Origin of the sequence: Microcystis sp. LE19-8.1F (genome assembly GCF_027531715.1) — a bacterium.
In the GTDB taxonomy this organism is placed as follows: Bacteria; Cyanobacteriota; Cyanobacteriia; order Cyanobacteriales; family Microcystaceae; genus Microcystis; species Microcystis wesenbergii_A.
In genome coordinates this window covers 1-14,741 of sequence record NZ_JAPZSO010000191.1, presented here as the reverse complement: position 1 = coordinate 14,741, position 14,741 = coordinate 1, and the positions used below count along the sequence as shown (strand labels likewise).

Below are 14,741 nucleotides of genomic sequence, written 5' to 3'. Positions count from 1 at the left end.
TTTATGTCAAGATATAAACTATTAATAAAAAACAATAAATAGATGAATTTAATAAGTGAAAGTGATATATTTTCAGATGAAAATAATCAGATAAGATTTTTGACCAATATAAATTGCTAATCATTGCGAATATGAATATCTTACTGCGGGAAGAGAATCTCGATACCCTGTTGAGTAAACCTATCAAGAATAACACAATTAATATCACTAATGACTCGCTTTTTCCTATTAACATCATCCAACCAGAACTTTAATTCAAAGTTTAAACTAGAATGATCAAAATTAAGAAAAAAGGCTACTGGTTGCGGGTTTTTAAGTATATGAGGATGTTGGTCAGCAATGTCTAGCAATAAATTCATCACCTGTTGAGCGTTAGAATTATAACCAACTCCGATAACAATTGAACAATAAATCAAGTTATCACTACCCGTATAGGTGGTGACATCCTCAGTAAAAAACTTTTGATTGGGAATAATTTTTTCGGAATTGTCTGTAAGAATTTGCACCGTTGTCGCTCGAATACCTAGCTTTTTTACCTGAGAAGTCTGTCCTTCAATATTAATGATATCACCGGGTTTGAGAACTTTTTCAAATAATAGTAAAATACCGCTAATGAAATTATTTACTACTTCCTGCATACCGAAACCAATACCCACCGATAAACCGCCAGTAATTGCCGCTATTGCCGTTCCATTAACTCCCACATAACCCAAGATGATAATAAAACCTAAGACAATGAAAAAATAACGTCCTAACAGTAAAGTTGCTTCAATTTCACCGCGACTCACTTGCTGATTTAAAATAGCAATACTCAGAATTATACTCTCTACAAGAATAACAATAATTACCAGAAAATAGGGAGCTATTATCAAAATGAATATGCTGCTCAATGTGATCGGACTATTGAATAAATTGAAGGGAGATACTTGGGCAATTTCCTGAATATTATTGTAGAAACCAATAATGGTTCTCAGGAGGAATAATACCAATAAAGGTGCTAAAAGCCGAAAATGATAATATTTAATTTTATTGACGGAAAACTTGGCGTATAATCCAGCTAATAAACCACGATAAACTAAATAAAAACACATTAGTTCTATAGAGAAATTAATCATTCCTCTTGTCCAGTTTTGACTGGAAAAAATTAGATAATTTAAGTCAAGTAAAATTAGGCTAATAACTGGAAAATTAAGAAACTGTATCAGGATAGCAAAATATTGACTTAGGGTTAACTTTTTATCACTATGGATAAAACTGGTGACGTGAGGAAATCTTTTTTTTAAGCAATACCATAACCATTTTGATAATAACCAAGCAAGAATTAAAGACAGAAAAATGATCGTTAATTGACTTTGAACATTTCTGCGTCCTAAAAATAATAATTGGTTAGCAATTATTTCCGAAAGAGAGGGAATATTGTTGTTCATATTACTGATCAAGACCTGATTGAATATAAAGTGTCAGTTTTTGGGCTGCTGCTGAGGGAGATATTTCACCAGCGATCACTCTTTCATACCAAAATTCTCCTTGTTCTAAAATTTGATTCAACTTTTCCCAATCATCCAGAGGAACTGCCACGGCATTTTGAGATTGTTGTAATAATACCGATTCGATCGGTAGCAAATTTCCTTCGATCTGTACCCGTCGATTAGTGGGAATAAAACTTTCTGTTTGGGTGATTGCTTGTAATTGTTGTTCGGGATTAGTGAAAAATTTTCCTAAAGCTAATCCCAAACTATTTTCATTATCACTATTGTTGCGATTAAATACCATCACCCGTGTATAGAGAATTGGTGCTGCTTTACCTTGAGTTTCTTGGGGAAGTAAAGCGACTCTGAGATCATCTTTTAGGCTATTTTTTAAATCGGCAATTTCAATAGAATTACACACATAATAGGTTAAGCGGCCTCTAGCAAAGGCATCATGAAGTAATTCCCGTTGACGATTGAGGATAAAATTAGGCTGTGACGAGGCAAATTTTAGCCATTCTAGCCATTTTGCCCAACCATCTAAGCGAGGTTGCAGCCGACCCTGATCATCCCACAAATAGCCGCCAAAAATTGCCATTCCCCAAAAAGTATCTTCAAAAGAGGACACCATCCCCACAGAATAGCCTTTGCGCGCACGTTCCACTAATCCCCCTAAACTGCTGGGAGGTTGCTTCAGCAGCGGATCGGTACTAACTTGTAATTTTCTTTGATTATAACACAGTACATTAGTACGAGAACCTAAAGGAATGCCATAGATTTTTCCTTGATAGCTAACTTGTTTCAGCGTCGGGGGATAATAAATAGATAAATCTAGATTTTTCTGGTCAATTTCCTTCAGTACCCCTTGGGATACTAATCTGGGTATATTTTTCGAAAAAATTAGAATAACACTCGCACCTAATCCGCTTTGAGATTGTTTAAAAAAAAGTTCGGGTATCTCATCGATAGGAATAGCTTGTTCAAGAATTGTCACCTGCGGATTTAATTTTCTAAACTCTTGCAAAACGAGACCTAATAATTTAGTTAAATTTCCCTCTTCTGGATACCAAACCAAAAGGGTTCCTTGCCGTTGCTCCGATGATTGGTTAGGAAGATCACTAAAACAAGCATAAAGAAAAATTGGCATCAAGATAAAAAGCAATAGGAGCGATATAATTCTCCTTAGTTTTTTACTTCTCCAAGCAGTTTTAACTCTGAGCATTAGGGATTGCATTGATCGTGATCCTTCAAAAATCTTGCTGTCTATTCATAGTATCATGAAAGTGTAACCAATAATCTTGTTATTTTCTAACACTCTAATATCCAGTTTAATGCACTACGGTTCACAGTAAATACTCAACCTGAAAGCTATTCTTGCTCCCTGGCAGGAATCATTAAATAACTACCTCTTAAAAACCCAAGTGAACCCCATAAAAAAGACAAATTTGTTCGCCATTCCTGACAGCAAACAATTATTACTTGTCCGAAAAAGCCGAAAATAATGCCGCTCAAAAAGCCAAGATAACCACCTAAATTTAACACCACGATCCCCCATCTATATCTTTAAAATGCCAAGACCAATAACTAAGTAGTCGTGCAAAATTAATTTCCTAGTGAAGATAGGCAAGAGGCAAGAGGCAAGAGGCAAGAGGTGGTTAGATATGTGTAATTAATTTTGCTTAGGTACTTATAACAAACTTCAACAACAGCTAAATAACTGGGTTGTTCAGAACATATTATGCTAAATTACTTAGTTATTAAGGATAGGGCCAAGTCCATAGGCCAATACTTGATCTAGGGACCTAAGGCTTGCTCCCCCTCCCAACCTTTTCAGGAAAAAACTTAGTCAGAACCACGGTATAGCGCACCTAAATAAAATGTCAACCCCCTCCGTTTGCCGTCGTGCGACACCTCACTTCTAGGGCCTACCCGTTCACGTCTTTACTTATCACCGAGATCCAGCATTAAATGAAGGTAATTCAACTCTATGGCAAATGATAAACCACAACCTCTGTTAACTAGGATAGGCCGCTGGGCTGTTGCTGGTCTGCTCGGCGGTTTGATCGGCTCTCTGGCTGCGGTACTGCTGACCCAGGCGATCAAGCAAACCCTCGATATTGCCTCTAGACTGGATAGCGTTTGGCGACTGCTGCTGCCTCTGGTGGGCGTTACCTTAGCAGTGCTAGTCCTGTTTGGACTGGGTAGGGGGCAACCCGTGCAGACCTTAGCTCCCCGGGGGGCGACTTCCTCTGGCCGCTGGGGTTCTCTCATGGACTGGTACTCCTTCCCCCATGACATTGCTCGCGCCGATTTGACCGGTGACGTGGTCAACGCATCCGGTGCCGAAGAGCGCTTCCCCTGGAATCTAGCCCCCTTGCGCGCCCTAGCCATCCTCTCCACTGTTGGGCTGGGGGCGCCCATGGGAACAGAATCACCAGCGGCTCATATTGGCGTGGCGACGGGAACCTGGTTAGGTAGCACAAATCCAGCCCTGGGTCAACTGGTGCGGCCGCTGGCCATCGGCGGCGGTGCGGCCAGTGTTTCTGCCCTGATGGGAATCCCTCTGGTGGGCAGCTTCTTTATGTTTGAGTTGAGTCAGCGACGCCAGGTTCCGATCACCCCGGAGCGAGTGGCGGCGATGTTAGCCGGGGGACTGGTGGGATGGGGAGTCAACGCTGCCTTTAAGCTGCAACTGATCCGGCTGGTCGTGCCGCAGGTTGCCCCGACTGACTTCGGGGATGCGGTGGGTGCCACTTTGTTGATCGGATTGGTCGTCGGCACGATTACAGCCCTCACTGGTGAGGCGATCTACTGGGCCAGAGGCTTGCGGGACAGGCCCGCCACTCGTCTCCTGATCGGTGGCCTGGTGATGCTATTCTTGGCGATCGTGATCGGACAGGTGGCGACCCCCGCAGCGGCTTTTGGACCAGGGGGAGCCGCTATCGTCTGGGCCGAAAACATTGAAACGACTCCTTATCACCTGTTGGCGGTAGCTCTGCTCCGGGCTGCCGCCACCACCGCTGCCGTTTTAGCCGGGGGCTGTGGTGGCGTGTTTGTCCCTTTTCTGGCGATCGGCGACCTCAGTGGCCGGGTGTTCGCAACCACCTTTGAGATTTCGGGGGATCTGGCCGGTGCGGCGGGGGCAGCAGCCGGTATTGCTGGCGGCTATCGCCTACCTTTGACCGCCGTGGCGATGGTACTGGGGGTAGGGGGTCCGGGGGCGGCCCAGCTAACCTGCCTTGCTACAGTGGTCGTCGCCGCCCTTTCGGGATTGGTGGCCGCACGGGCAGCCAATCAACTCTCCAGTTCCCTGCGGGCAATGATCCGCTAGAAGCCACGGTCAGGTCTCCACTGAGCCGAAAATTTAGGTGATCGCGGTTGTTAGTTGGTGAAGAATTGGGCGGGTAATTGCCTCCTTTAATCTCATCCCCCTAAAAACGATCGCCCTTAGCTCCAGCAGCAAACTGCGATCGCCTTTTATCGTTCCGACAAATGAAGAGAACGATTTAAAATATCCTCAATGCCGTAGGGACAAACGGGTGGAAACTCTAATCCCGTCTCTCTAAAGGCATCGCAACAAGCAACAGCATAGAGTTTAAATAGGCTTTCATCGGTTAAATATCCCTTTAAACTGGGGCTATCGTCCAAATAGAGCCTAATATTAGCCCGTTCTCGTTGAATAGTTCCCAGCCAACTGCGGGATCGCCGTTGAGGTTGATAGTCCCACTTTAATAAATGATGCAAAATTAATCTTAGACTAGCGAGTAAGCGATCGCGCTCCCGTTTCGACAAATCCCGCACCTCTTCGACTAAATTCTCAATATCCAACTCGGCAAACCGACCAGAGGCTAATAAATCGGCCATTTGTTCGGCCCAAAGTCCAAAGTCTTGCTCATAGGATGCCGTCATCGATTTATCTCCTTCTAAGCTCAATTAACATTATATTAATAATCCGCCAAAAGTGAGGGCTTAAAAACGGATTTACTATCATAATGTGTTGTTTTCTTGATTGTCTGAAGATTGAACGCGAAAGGGAGGCGCAACATAATCGGAAGGTAAATAATTTTCGGGAATGGTTGTTGTATTTCCATCTCGTAGGGAGGTGTAACTGGGAGAGAGAATCTCAATCCCGGCTTCATTACACTTATCTTGAATATTTTGATGGAGTTCTGAATAAATTATTACCATCAAATTGGGTTGGTTAGTGTAAGCATTTAATTGATAACTGATGTAAAAATTATCTAGGCTAGTTTGCAGGACAAAAGGTGCGGGTTCTTTGAGAATATGCTCAGTTTCTAGAGCAGCTTCAATTAAGGTTTTGTGGGCTTTTCGCCAAGGCAGATCGTACCCTAGGGTAATCGTTGTCTGAATAATTAGATTTCTGTTTAATTCCCGCGAGGAAATACTAAAGTTAATCACATTACTACTTAATAAAGATGAGTTAGGAATAGTAATGATTTTATTAGTGGGAGTGCAAATGCGAATGACTAGGAAGTTTTTTTCAATTAGATCGCCAATTACATCTCCTACCTGAATGTGATCTCCGATGCGAAAGGCACGGGTATAGATAAGAATAATTCCCCCAATGACATTGGCGATTGCCGAAGTAGAACCAAGGGATAAAAGAAGACCGAGAAAAACAGAAACACCTCGGAAAGCAGGGGAATCAAAACCGGGTAAATAGGGAAAAGCCACTATTGCTGCTAAGGCAATAATTATGACTAATAGGAGATTGTAAGTAGGTTTAGCCCAATCAGTATAAAAACCAGGAATAACCAGATTTCCTCTTTCTATTGCTGTAAAAAAGGGCTTGATTAGCCGGATTAAGTAGTAAGTTATAAAAATGATTATGGCAATAATAAAGGCATTGGGAAGATATTGGCCAATCGACGATAAAACCAGTTCTAATGATTGAGAAAAATAACCTAAAATACTCTCGCTAAAAACTCTTGTCCAGGGAAATAAACTAAGTACAAATGTGGCATAATGAAATAATAATAAAAACAGAACAAATAAGCGAATTATCCGAAAAACTCGCAGCCAAAAAAAGCTGATTTTAGAGGAAGATACAATCTCGATATTCCCGATTTGAATGCCCGGTGTCAAGGATTCAATCAAACGTCTAATGAAGGGAAATAGCTTCCCTGAAATTTTGATAACTGCAAAGCTAATAATCAAGAAAGCAAAGGTGGCTATAACCGTATAAATGATATTCTTAAGTAGTTGTTCGGGTTTTCGATCTTGGCGATATTGAGCGATAGCGACCTGAATTTTTTGTAAAGCTTGTTGAGCTAAAACCTCCGGCGTTGAACGATAGGCTTTTGCATCTCGCTCCGTCACCGTTAGAATTACTTCTTGATCTACACTTAAATAAAGTGAGTTATCATCAGGAATCTGCTCAATTGTCAGGTTCTCAATAGGAATAGAATCATTTTGAGCAATTCTTTCAATTCTCCGGGTAATAGCGTTAGCTCTCTCCTCCGCCGAAAATGAAGAAACTCCCCGCCGGATAAAAAAGAGAGTTTTTCCATCTAACATAACTGGAAAGCCGTCAATTTTGTTTTCCGGTTGTGTCGGATTTTGAGCTATTCCCAAAAGAGGGGAGGTTAGAGTCAGTAGTAAAACTACAAAAAATATTAGCAAGGTATGCCCAATTTTTTTCATCCATCCTCTAGCTTTAGATGGTGTAGTTGGCATTAAATATCTTTGATTAATATCGACAGCTGGTACAAATTGCATAGGATTAAGTCAGATTTTTTTGTGTGTAGTCGGGTAAGATTTAGGCATTACTGTCCTCGATCATACCAATTTTCAATAGTTGTGACTAACATCTGAAAGCCCGATTCCCCTCTGAGAGAGGAATCGCGCTTCGGAATAATTAACTAAGTCTGTCATCACTTTTGAAAAATGACATAAAGTACAGAAATACTAAGTTAAGACAGGAGTGGAAAAATTAGCAAAACTTTGTAAGGGTTGCCAATATTTAGGAAATTTAAGCGAGTTTTTCCTCAACATCTGTTAGTGATGGAAATGGGAACCAGATAATTTTGACTGATAATTAGACTGAGATTTAAAGAAGGCGATCGCTGACTGAAGATCCCGCAACAACAGAGCCGCCATATCGCGACTAAATCCCTCTTTGATCACCACGCGCTGCACGGTTAAATCTTGGCGATTTTTGGGCATTGTATAGGCAGGAACCAACCAACCCCGCTCGCGCAATTTATCGGCTAAATCGAATAAACTATAATTAGCTTGATCGCTAATTGTCTCCTTTAATTTCCAAGCAAAAACCGGAATAGTGCTGCCATCGGTGATTAATTCAAACGGTCCGATCTTAGCGATTTCCCCCGATAAATACAGAGCCGTATCTCGACAGGCTTGATGAATTTGTCGATAACCCTCTTTGCCCAAGCGTAAAAAATTATAATATTGAGCGACTACTTGATTGCCGGGACGAGAAAAATTAAGAGCAAAATTAGGCAGATCACCGCCTAAATAATTACAATGAAAAATTAATTCTTCTGGCAATTCTTGCCGATCTCGCCAGATAATCCAACCGACACCGGGATAGACTAAACCGTATTTATGCCCGGAAGCATTAATCGATTTAACCCATTTGAGGCGAAAATCCCAGACTAAATCGGGATCGAGAAAAGGGGCGATAAAACCACCACTAGCACCATCGACGTGCAGGGGAACTTGCCAGCCGGTTTCTCTGTTAAATTTTTCTAGGGCATCATTAATTTCTTGGACGGGTTCGTAACTACCATCAAAGGTACTACCCATAATGGCAATTACCCCGATCGTATTCTCATCAATTAGTTTAATTGCTTCGGTCGCATTGAGATGAAAACGATTCCCTTCCATCGGCACAAAACGTGGTTCTACCTCCCAATAACGACAGAATTTTTCCCAACAAACTTGCACATTAATGCCCATGACTAAATTAGGTTTATCGGTGGGTTTACCCTCTTTTTGTCGGCGTTTGCGCCACTGCCATTTTAAAGCCATGCCTCCCAACATCGCCGCTTCACTGGAACCAATGGTAGAACAACCGGTTGCCGCTTCGCTTTCGGGAGCATTCCAGAGTCTAGCGATCATATTCACACAACGCAGTTCAATTTCGGCGGTTTGTGGGTATTCATCCTTGTCGATCATGTTTTTATCGAAGGTTTCCGCCATTAATTGTTTAGCTTCTGGTTCCATCCAAGTGGTGACAAAAGTAGCCAGATTCAGGCGAGAATTACCATCAAGGGCGAGTTCATCCCGAATTAAATTGTAGGCCACCGCCGGCGGCATTTCTCCCTCGGGAATCTCGTATTTAGGTACAGCGGAAGTCAGGGCGCGGGAAGCATAGGTGGGGGTAATTAGTGTCTCTTCCGGACTCAGGCGATCGAGATTAATTTTCTGATGAACCATAACTTCCTTAATAAAATATCTTTTTTGCTTAGAGTAAATTACCGATCATGCCAAAAATAATAGCAATAATCGAGACGGATAAAAAATAGGAAAGCATCCCGTCGGTTGCTACCAGCCGCCGCATCGCCGTACTATTAATACTTGTATCGGAGGTTTGATAACAAGCCACCATACAAAAACCTTGATAGAGAAATTCCGTCCAATTAGGTCGATCGCAATCGGGAAAAACTAGGCCCTTACCATCATGATAGTAGCGCACTGCATATTCTTGGCTGTAGATCAGTTGTATGGCTAACCAAGCACTAATAATACCCAAAAAACCACAAGCAAAATGAACGATGGCGTGTTCGGAAGCGAGCAGATAAATTAATAGTCCGAAACTGCTGATCGTATAAAATAGGGATTCCAGAAATGCCACCGATGATTGGGAGATTTTAATAGTTCTAACTGCCAGGGGGCAACGCCAGAAATTCTGTAAGCTAGTAACATAATTGCCACTATTAAAGCGAAAAGAAAAGCTAAAACCAGTCGCAGAGTATTTGTCACCGGCAGCATTAAGACCATCAGAGCGACAATTATTTGACAGAGGCAGCGAATTTGAGTATAGCTTGGTTTTCTAGAGGTTTTTTTGATCATAGATCAAAGCAGAATTATCCCTAACTATTCTCTCATAAAAATCTGCGGGGTAAATTATGCGATCGCTGCTTGTAATTCCGGGCAACTGTACCAACTCCAAGGCCCGTCTAAAACTGGTTTGATATTCAGTTCTTCACGCCATTGATCTAAGGGTTTTTCTAATCCTTCTTCCCACTTGATCGGGAATAGAGGTTGGGCCTGGCGACCGATGGTAATTCCCCGAGAAATTAAATCGAATTTGTAACCGAGAGTTTTATTTAAATCGGCATCACTTTCTACCTCACTTAACAGAGTATCACTGGTAAAAAAAGTCATCAGTAAAGAGAGGATATCGATGAGGAGAAAAGTAGGATAACGAGTTTGAGCGACCGTGACAGAAATTACTCCCAATTCTCCAAGAGTATCTAAACTAAACCCGGTGAGAATGTGATGGATATCGTGGGTTTTATCAATGCGAAAACCAATATAGTCGGCATCGGAATCAAATTGCTCGCGTTGGGGATAAAATTGCGGATCATAGCCCAAAGTGTGCATAATTGTGCCGTAAGTCCAACCGAGAGAACCTTTCGGCATTTTTAACATTGCTTCGAGATCGTAGGGTTTGCCGATGTATCTTTCTTGCACTAATTGAGCGGAAGCTGGTTCTTGCAGAACTGCTTTTACACATAACTCCATCGGGCGACTATTGACCAATCGGCGCTCGATTTCCCAGACATTAGCCGTTTCTTGGCCAGCGCCGGCCGCTAGATCGACAAATTCCAGAAATCGACGCAAATTTTCGGGTGTGGCTAATTGATTGATGTATCTGTAACTCATGGAATTCTCCTCATCGGTAGATAAATTTACAGGCGGCTTAGAACAAGTGTATTAATAGCGCAGGGGGCCACCGTAACCACCGTATAAACCGACCCCGCGGGTACCGGCCCCCACCCCGTAAAAGCCGGGACCGACACCACCACCAACACCAATCCAATCGATAAATAGGGAAGTTGCCCCGCCGGCCTTGGGTAGAGTCCCTTCGATGAGCTTGTAGCTATAAATCAAGTCCTTGCCATCGATGACGGGATTGCTAATCTCGACGACAATTATAGTATTGTCTTGACGGCCAGGTTCATAGACCGAGAGGGTAGCATTGGGGGGATCGTTGGCAAAATTATCTTTTCCCGCCCTGGCTGTCCACTCATCCATGTAGGCGGCCATGGTCAGATTACCAGCAATCCGGTTCGGGCGATCGGAAAAGTATAATGTCTGTTTGTTGACGTTCACCAGGCGAATTGTTTTTGCGACGGGATCTACCTTAAGATCTTCCGCCGTTTGCACGAACATTAACTGCACTTTTTCTTGAGCAGGAGTAGTCTGGGCTACAGAAATATTGGGCATCCCCCAGCTAGTGATTGCCATGGCCGCTACTCCCAGAAAAAGTGTATAACGAAAACGCTTCAGGGATTTGGTCAATTGCTCAGAATTTATCATGATTGCTCTCCTTAATACCCAGTTTAAATATACAACAGCTTATTTGATATTTCCAGTAATTTTCTTAGCTAACTATTTAGACTAATTAGCAATTGGCTATGATGGTAGTTTCGGAACGATCTGATCGACAAAAATATTAATCAAACCTGTCACCATAAATTGTACTCCGATCGCCGCTACAAATAGGCCCATAACTCGCTGAGTAATACTCAAGCCAATATCTCCTAAAAGTCTTTGTAACCATTTGCCAGCAGCGAGGATGAGAAAGACTAAAAAACTGACTAAAATTGTCATCAAAATCAGTTCAATGCCCGTACCAATACCTAGCCTTGATTCGGCTTCACTGGCATAAAGGATAACGTTAGCAATCACCCCAGGCCCCACTAATAAAGGCATAGCCATAGGAATAACAATCTGCCGATAAACTGACTTAGCTTCGCTGAGATAATCCCCGCCTTGCTCATTAATTAAAAGCTCTTTTGTCCCTGCCCCAGAACCGTTAACAATGTTGATACCGATAATCAACAAAAGCACGCCACCAGCCAGGCGAAAAGAGTCTAAGGTCACACCAAAGAATTTTAGCATTGCCGTTCCGATAAACATAAAAATCAACAACAAACACAAGACAGTTAACGAGACAAATAGAGCCACGAGTCGTTGTACTTCTTTACGTTCGCGAGCGGTGTAACTAATAAAAATCGGCAGCATTCCCAGAGGATTTAAGAGTGCGAATAAAGTGATGGCAAAGTTTCTCAAAAAAGACCATTCCATAGGACAAAGTTGCTAATTTAAGCTCAATTTTTTTGCTTTTAACCGAGGGATAGTCTAGATAAAGCTACCAGTATCGCAAGTCCCCTTTTCTACTGCCTGGCCATGATAATTTTCAGACGTTCCTCCGGGTCGATCAGGTGGTCATGATCGTCCGTACCCAGATCGAGTTGAACCCAACCGATCTTGCCGGTGAAACGACTGGTTTTCGAGGTATATTCCGCCGCCACGGGGGTACCAGATTCGTAGCCGATATCCGTGGTTTCGTCGGCGGAGAAAATAAAAGCCTGAGTTCGTTCTACCCGACCCGTACCCACTGGTTGACCGTCGTAGTAGAGGGTGACATTTCCCCCCCGTCCTAAACCACCACCATCGTAGGCAAACTCCATCCGTACCTGATGCTTGCCGGCCGGGATCGTCTGCGTCGCCTCGGTGACAAAACTTTCAATCCCCAGCACGTTATAGACGAACTTGGCTTTTCCATCGTGGCTATAGACACTCCAACCACCGAAGCGGCCGCCTTGGGCGATAATCACCCCGTCTGCGCCTTCCGGGGGAATTTCCAGTTCCGCCGTCACCGAGAAGGATTTATTTTTGATGTTGATGACGCTATTTTCAGACAAACGCCCCATCCCGGCAAAGAATAATTGCGAGTTTCCCCGCACGAGGGTAGGCCGGCCAGCGGTGGCGGGATCGACCCGTTCCACTTGGCGATCGTCTAGGGGCAGTACATTATATTTAACCGCCTCGATCAGAAATTGTCGCTGTAGTTCGTGCAGTTTCTCTGGCATTTCCTGGCAGAGATCCCGAGCTTGCGTCCAATCCGTACTGCCGTCGTATAGTTCCCAGATATCATCGTCGAAAGGAACCATCGTCTGTCCAGTCATCACCCACGGGGTGCGGTGCTTGGTAATCGCGCTCCAACCCTTGTAATAGATGCCCCGATTGCCAAACATCTCGAAATACTGCACATCATGACGTTCGGGGGCGGCTGCGTCGTTAAAGGTATAAACCATACTCGTACCCTCGTAGGGACTTTGTAGGACACCGTTAACCATCGTCGGTTCGGGAATGCCTACCACTTCCAACACCGTCGGGGCCACATCAATGACGTGACAGAATTGGTGACGAATCCCACCTTTTTCCTGGATGAGTTTGGGGTAACGAACAATCGTACCGTTGCGGGTGCCGCCCCAGTGGGAAGCGACCTGTTTCGTCCACTTGTAGGGGCTACTCATCGCCCAGGCCCAACCGACCGCGTAGTGATTATAGGAATCGGGCGCACCGAAGTCATCTAGTTTCGAGAGGAGAAATTCCGGGGTTTCTAGACTCGCTAACCCGTTAAAGTTGGCCATCTCGTTAAACGCGCCCTGGAGCGTTCCCTCGGCGGAGGCACCGTTATCACCGACGATGACGTAAATTAGCGTATCGTCGAGGATTTCTAGCTTTTCTAAGGCTTGAATCACTCGTCCCACCTGATCATCGGTATGTTCCAGAAAGGCGGCGTACACCTCCATCTGGCGCTCTAATACCGGCTTCAGGCGCTCGTCCATGTCATCCCATGGGGGAATTTCGGCGTGACGAGGGGTGAGTTCGGCATTTTGGGGAATTACGCCCAGTTCTTTCTGTCGGGCAAAGGTGATCTCACGCTGGCGATCCCAACCGTGAGCGAATTGGCCTCGATACTTGTCGATCCACTCCTTCGGGACGTGGTGGGGGGCGTGGGTTGCGCCGGGGGCGAAGTAGGCAAAGAAAGGCTTATTGGGGGCGAGGGCTTTTTGTTGACTAATCCAAGCGATCGCTCGATCGGCCAGATCCTCGGTCAGGTGATAGCCTTCCTCCGGGGTTTTCGGCGGTTCGATCGGGGTTGTTCCCTCGTACAGTGCTGGCTCCCACTGGTTATTTTCGCCACCGATAAAGCCGTAGAAATACTCGAATCCACCCCCGCCGGAGGGCCAAGCGTCAAAGGGACCGATCGGGCTGGTTTGCCAAACTGGTACTTCGTGGCATTTACCGAATTGCGCCGTGGAATAGCCGTTCAGCTTCAGGGTTAAGGCAAGGGGGGCTTTGGTGTTGAGGCGGACGGAACTCTGTCCGGGGGCGGAGGTGGCGGTTTCGGTGATGTTGCCCATGCCGACCGAGTGATGATTCCTTCCGGAGAGCAAAGCCGCACGACTGGGAGAACAGAGGGCAGTGGTATGAAAACGGGTGTATTTTAACCCAGCCGCCGCTAATCGCTCGAAAGTGGGGGTATTGCAGGGACCACCGAAGGCACTGGCGGCTCCAAAACCCACGTCATCGAGCAGCACGATCAGCACGTTGGGTGCGCCGGCCGGCGGTCGGATATCTCGAATCGGGGGATAGTGGGTATCGGGATTCTTGGCATCGTAGGTGGTTAGACCGAAGGGGGTCAAGTCGGGAATCGGTAGAATTTGGCGTTGGATCGGTTTGTCTTGGGTCATCTTGAGGGCTCCTTTTAAATTGTGCGATCGAGAGGTGAAAATCGGAAAAATCGGCTATTTCGTTGACAACGGCAATACATGATCGCATTTTTAAAGTTTAATCAATAAGATGACGGCGTTGCCGAAGGCACTGCGTTCTCGAAGAGCGGCGAAGCCTAGCAGACCACACTAATTTGATTAGAACTCTTGCAAATTAATTATATGTTATAATGATGGGTTAACTAATTTTCCCCAAAAAATTAGTTAATCAGTACATTCGTCCTGAATGAAAACTTGAAGTTTAACTTTTAACTCAAAACTCTTTAGAGCTGCTTTAATTTGGTTATCAAAACCTCTTTATTTAAGCGGCACAAACTATCTCAATTATAAAAATTGAGAATAAATTCTCCTTGACTTGATTAATCTTTAGGCAACTTTTAAGAAGCTGCTATACCTATCCCTAACTCACAGTTATAAATAGCCGCCAACAAGTTAACTCTTAAACTATATCTTCGACGACGATTCCGATATT

Annotated in this window: 12 protein-coding genes and 1 pseudogene; 1 reads left to right on the top strand and 12 read right to left on the bottom strand. The window is 44.2% G+C overall.

The window, feature by feature from the left end; translation table 11 throughout:
- Positions 1–140: 140 nt before the first annotated feature.
- Positions 141–1,427 carry a mechanosensitive ion channel family protein gene (locus O9334_RS17955; protein WP_190380274.1) on the bottom strand — a complete coding sequence of 429 codons (1,287 nt, stop codon included), beginning with the start codon at positions 1,425–1,427 and terminating at the stop codon, positions 141–143.
- A 1-nt stretch (position 1,428) separates the two neighbouring features.
- Positions 1,429–2,703: a sugar ABC transporter substrate-binding protein gene (locus O9334_RS17950; protein ID WP_190380273.1), complete on the bottom strand. Its 1,275-nt coding sequence runs from the start codon at positions 2,701–2,703 to the stop codon at positions 1,429–1,431.
- Positions 2,704–3,456: 753 nt separating this feature from the next.
- Here O9334_RS17950 and O9334_RS17945 point away from each other — a divergent pair.
- Positions 3,457–4,800: a chloride channel protein gene (locus O9334_RS17945; protein WP_190380272.1), complete on the top strand. Its 1,344-nt coding sequence runs from the start codon at positions 3,457–3,459 to the stop codon at positions 4,798–4,800.
- A 146-nt stretch (positions 4,801–4,946) separates the two neighbouring features.
- Here O9334_RS17945 and O9334_RS17940 read toward each other — a convergent pair whose 3' ends face one another.
- From O9334_RS17940 to O9334_RS17895, 10 genes and pseudogenes are all read right to left on the bottom strand, one after another.
- Positions 4,947–5,378 carry a DUF29 domain-containing protein gene (locus O9334_RS17940; protein ID WP_045357852.1) on the bottom strand — a complete coding sequence of 144 codons (432 nt, stop codon included), beginning with the start codon at positions 5,376–5,378 and terminating at the stop codon, positions 4,947–4,949.
- A gap of 78 nt (positions 5,379–5,456) precedes the next feature.
- Positions 5,457–7,208, bottom strand: coding sequence for a mechanosensitive ion channel family protein (locus O9334_RS17935; protein WP_193745601.1), 1,752 nt, complete (start codon positions 7,206–7,208; stop codon positions 5,457–5,459).
- Positions 7,209–7,487: 279 nt separating this feature from the next.
- A complete protein-coding gene (gad, locus tag O9334_RS17930) occupies positions 7,488–8,891 on the bottom strand; it encodes a glutamate decarboxylase (RefSeq protein WP_288001594.1) in 1,404 nt (467 codons plus the stop codon).
- Between the two features lie 28 nt (positions 8,892–8,919).
- Positions 8,920–9,309 carry a DUF1345 domain-containing protein gene (locus O9334_RS17925; protein WP_238567759.1) on the bottom strand — a complete coding sequence of 130 codons (390 nt, stop codon included), beginning with the start codon at positions 9,307–9,309 and terminating at the stop codon, positions 8,920–8,922.
- Positions 9,258–9,527 (bottom strand): hypothetical protein, encoded by a 270-nt coding sequence (locus O9334_RS17920; protein WP_288001592.1) that lies wholly within the window; start codon positions 9,525–9,527, stop codon positions 9,258–9,260. Before O9334_RS17920 ends, O9334_RS17925 begins: the two co-directional genes overlap by 52 nt.
- Positions 9,528–9,581: 54 nt before the next feature.
- Positions 9,582–10,343: a Coq4 family protein gene (locus O9334_RS17915; RefSeq protein WP_288001589.1), complete on the bottom strand. Its 762-nt coding sequence runs from the start codon at positions 10,341–10,343 to the stop codon at positions 9,582–9,584.
- A gap of 51 nt (positions 10,344–10,394) precedes the next feature.
- Positions 10,395–11,000, bottom strand: coding sequence for a hypothetical protein (locus O9334_RS17910; protein ID WP_288001588.1), 606 nt, complete (start codon positions 10,998–11,000; stop codon positions 10,395–10,397).
- A gap of 96 nt (positions 11,001–11,096) precedes the next feature.
- Positions 11,097–11,771, bottom strand: a complete 675-nt coding sequence (locus O9334_RS17905) for a MarC family protein (protein WP_288001585.1) — start codon at positions 11,769–11,771, stop codon at positions 11,097–11,099.
- Between the two features lie 89 nt (positions 11,772–11,860).
- Complete coding sequence (locus O9334_RS17900; RefSeq protein ID WP_288001582.1) at positions 11,861–14,230, bottom strand: arylsulfatase; 2,370 nt, start codon at positions 14,228–14,230, stop codon at positions 11,861–11,863.
- 416 nt (positions 14,231–14,646) lie between these two features.
- A pseudogene (locus O9334_RS17895) lies at positions 14,647–14,741 on the bottom strand (IS5/IS1182 family transposase); the annotation flags it as partial.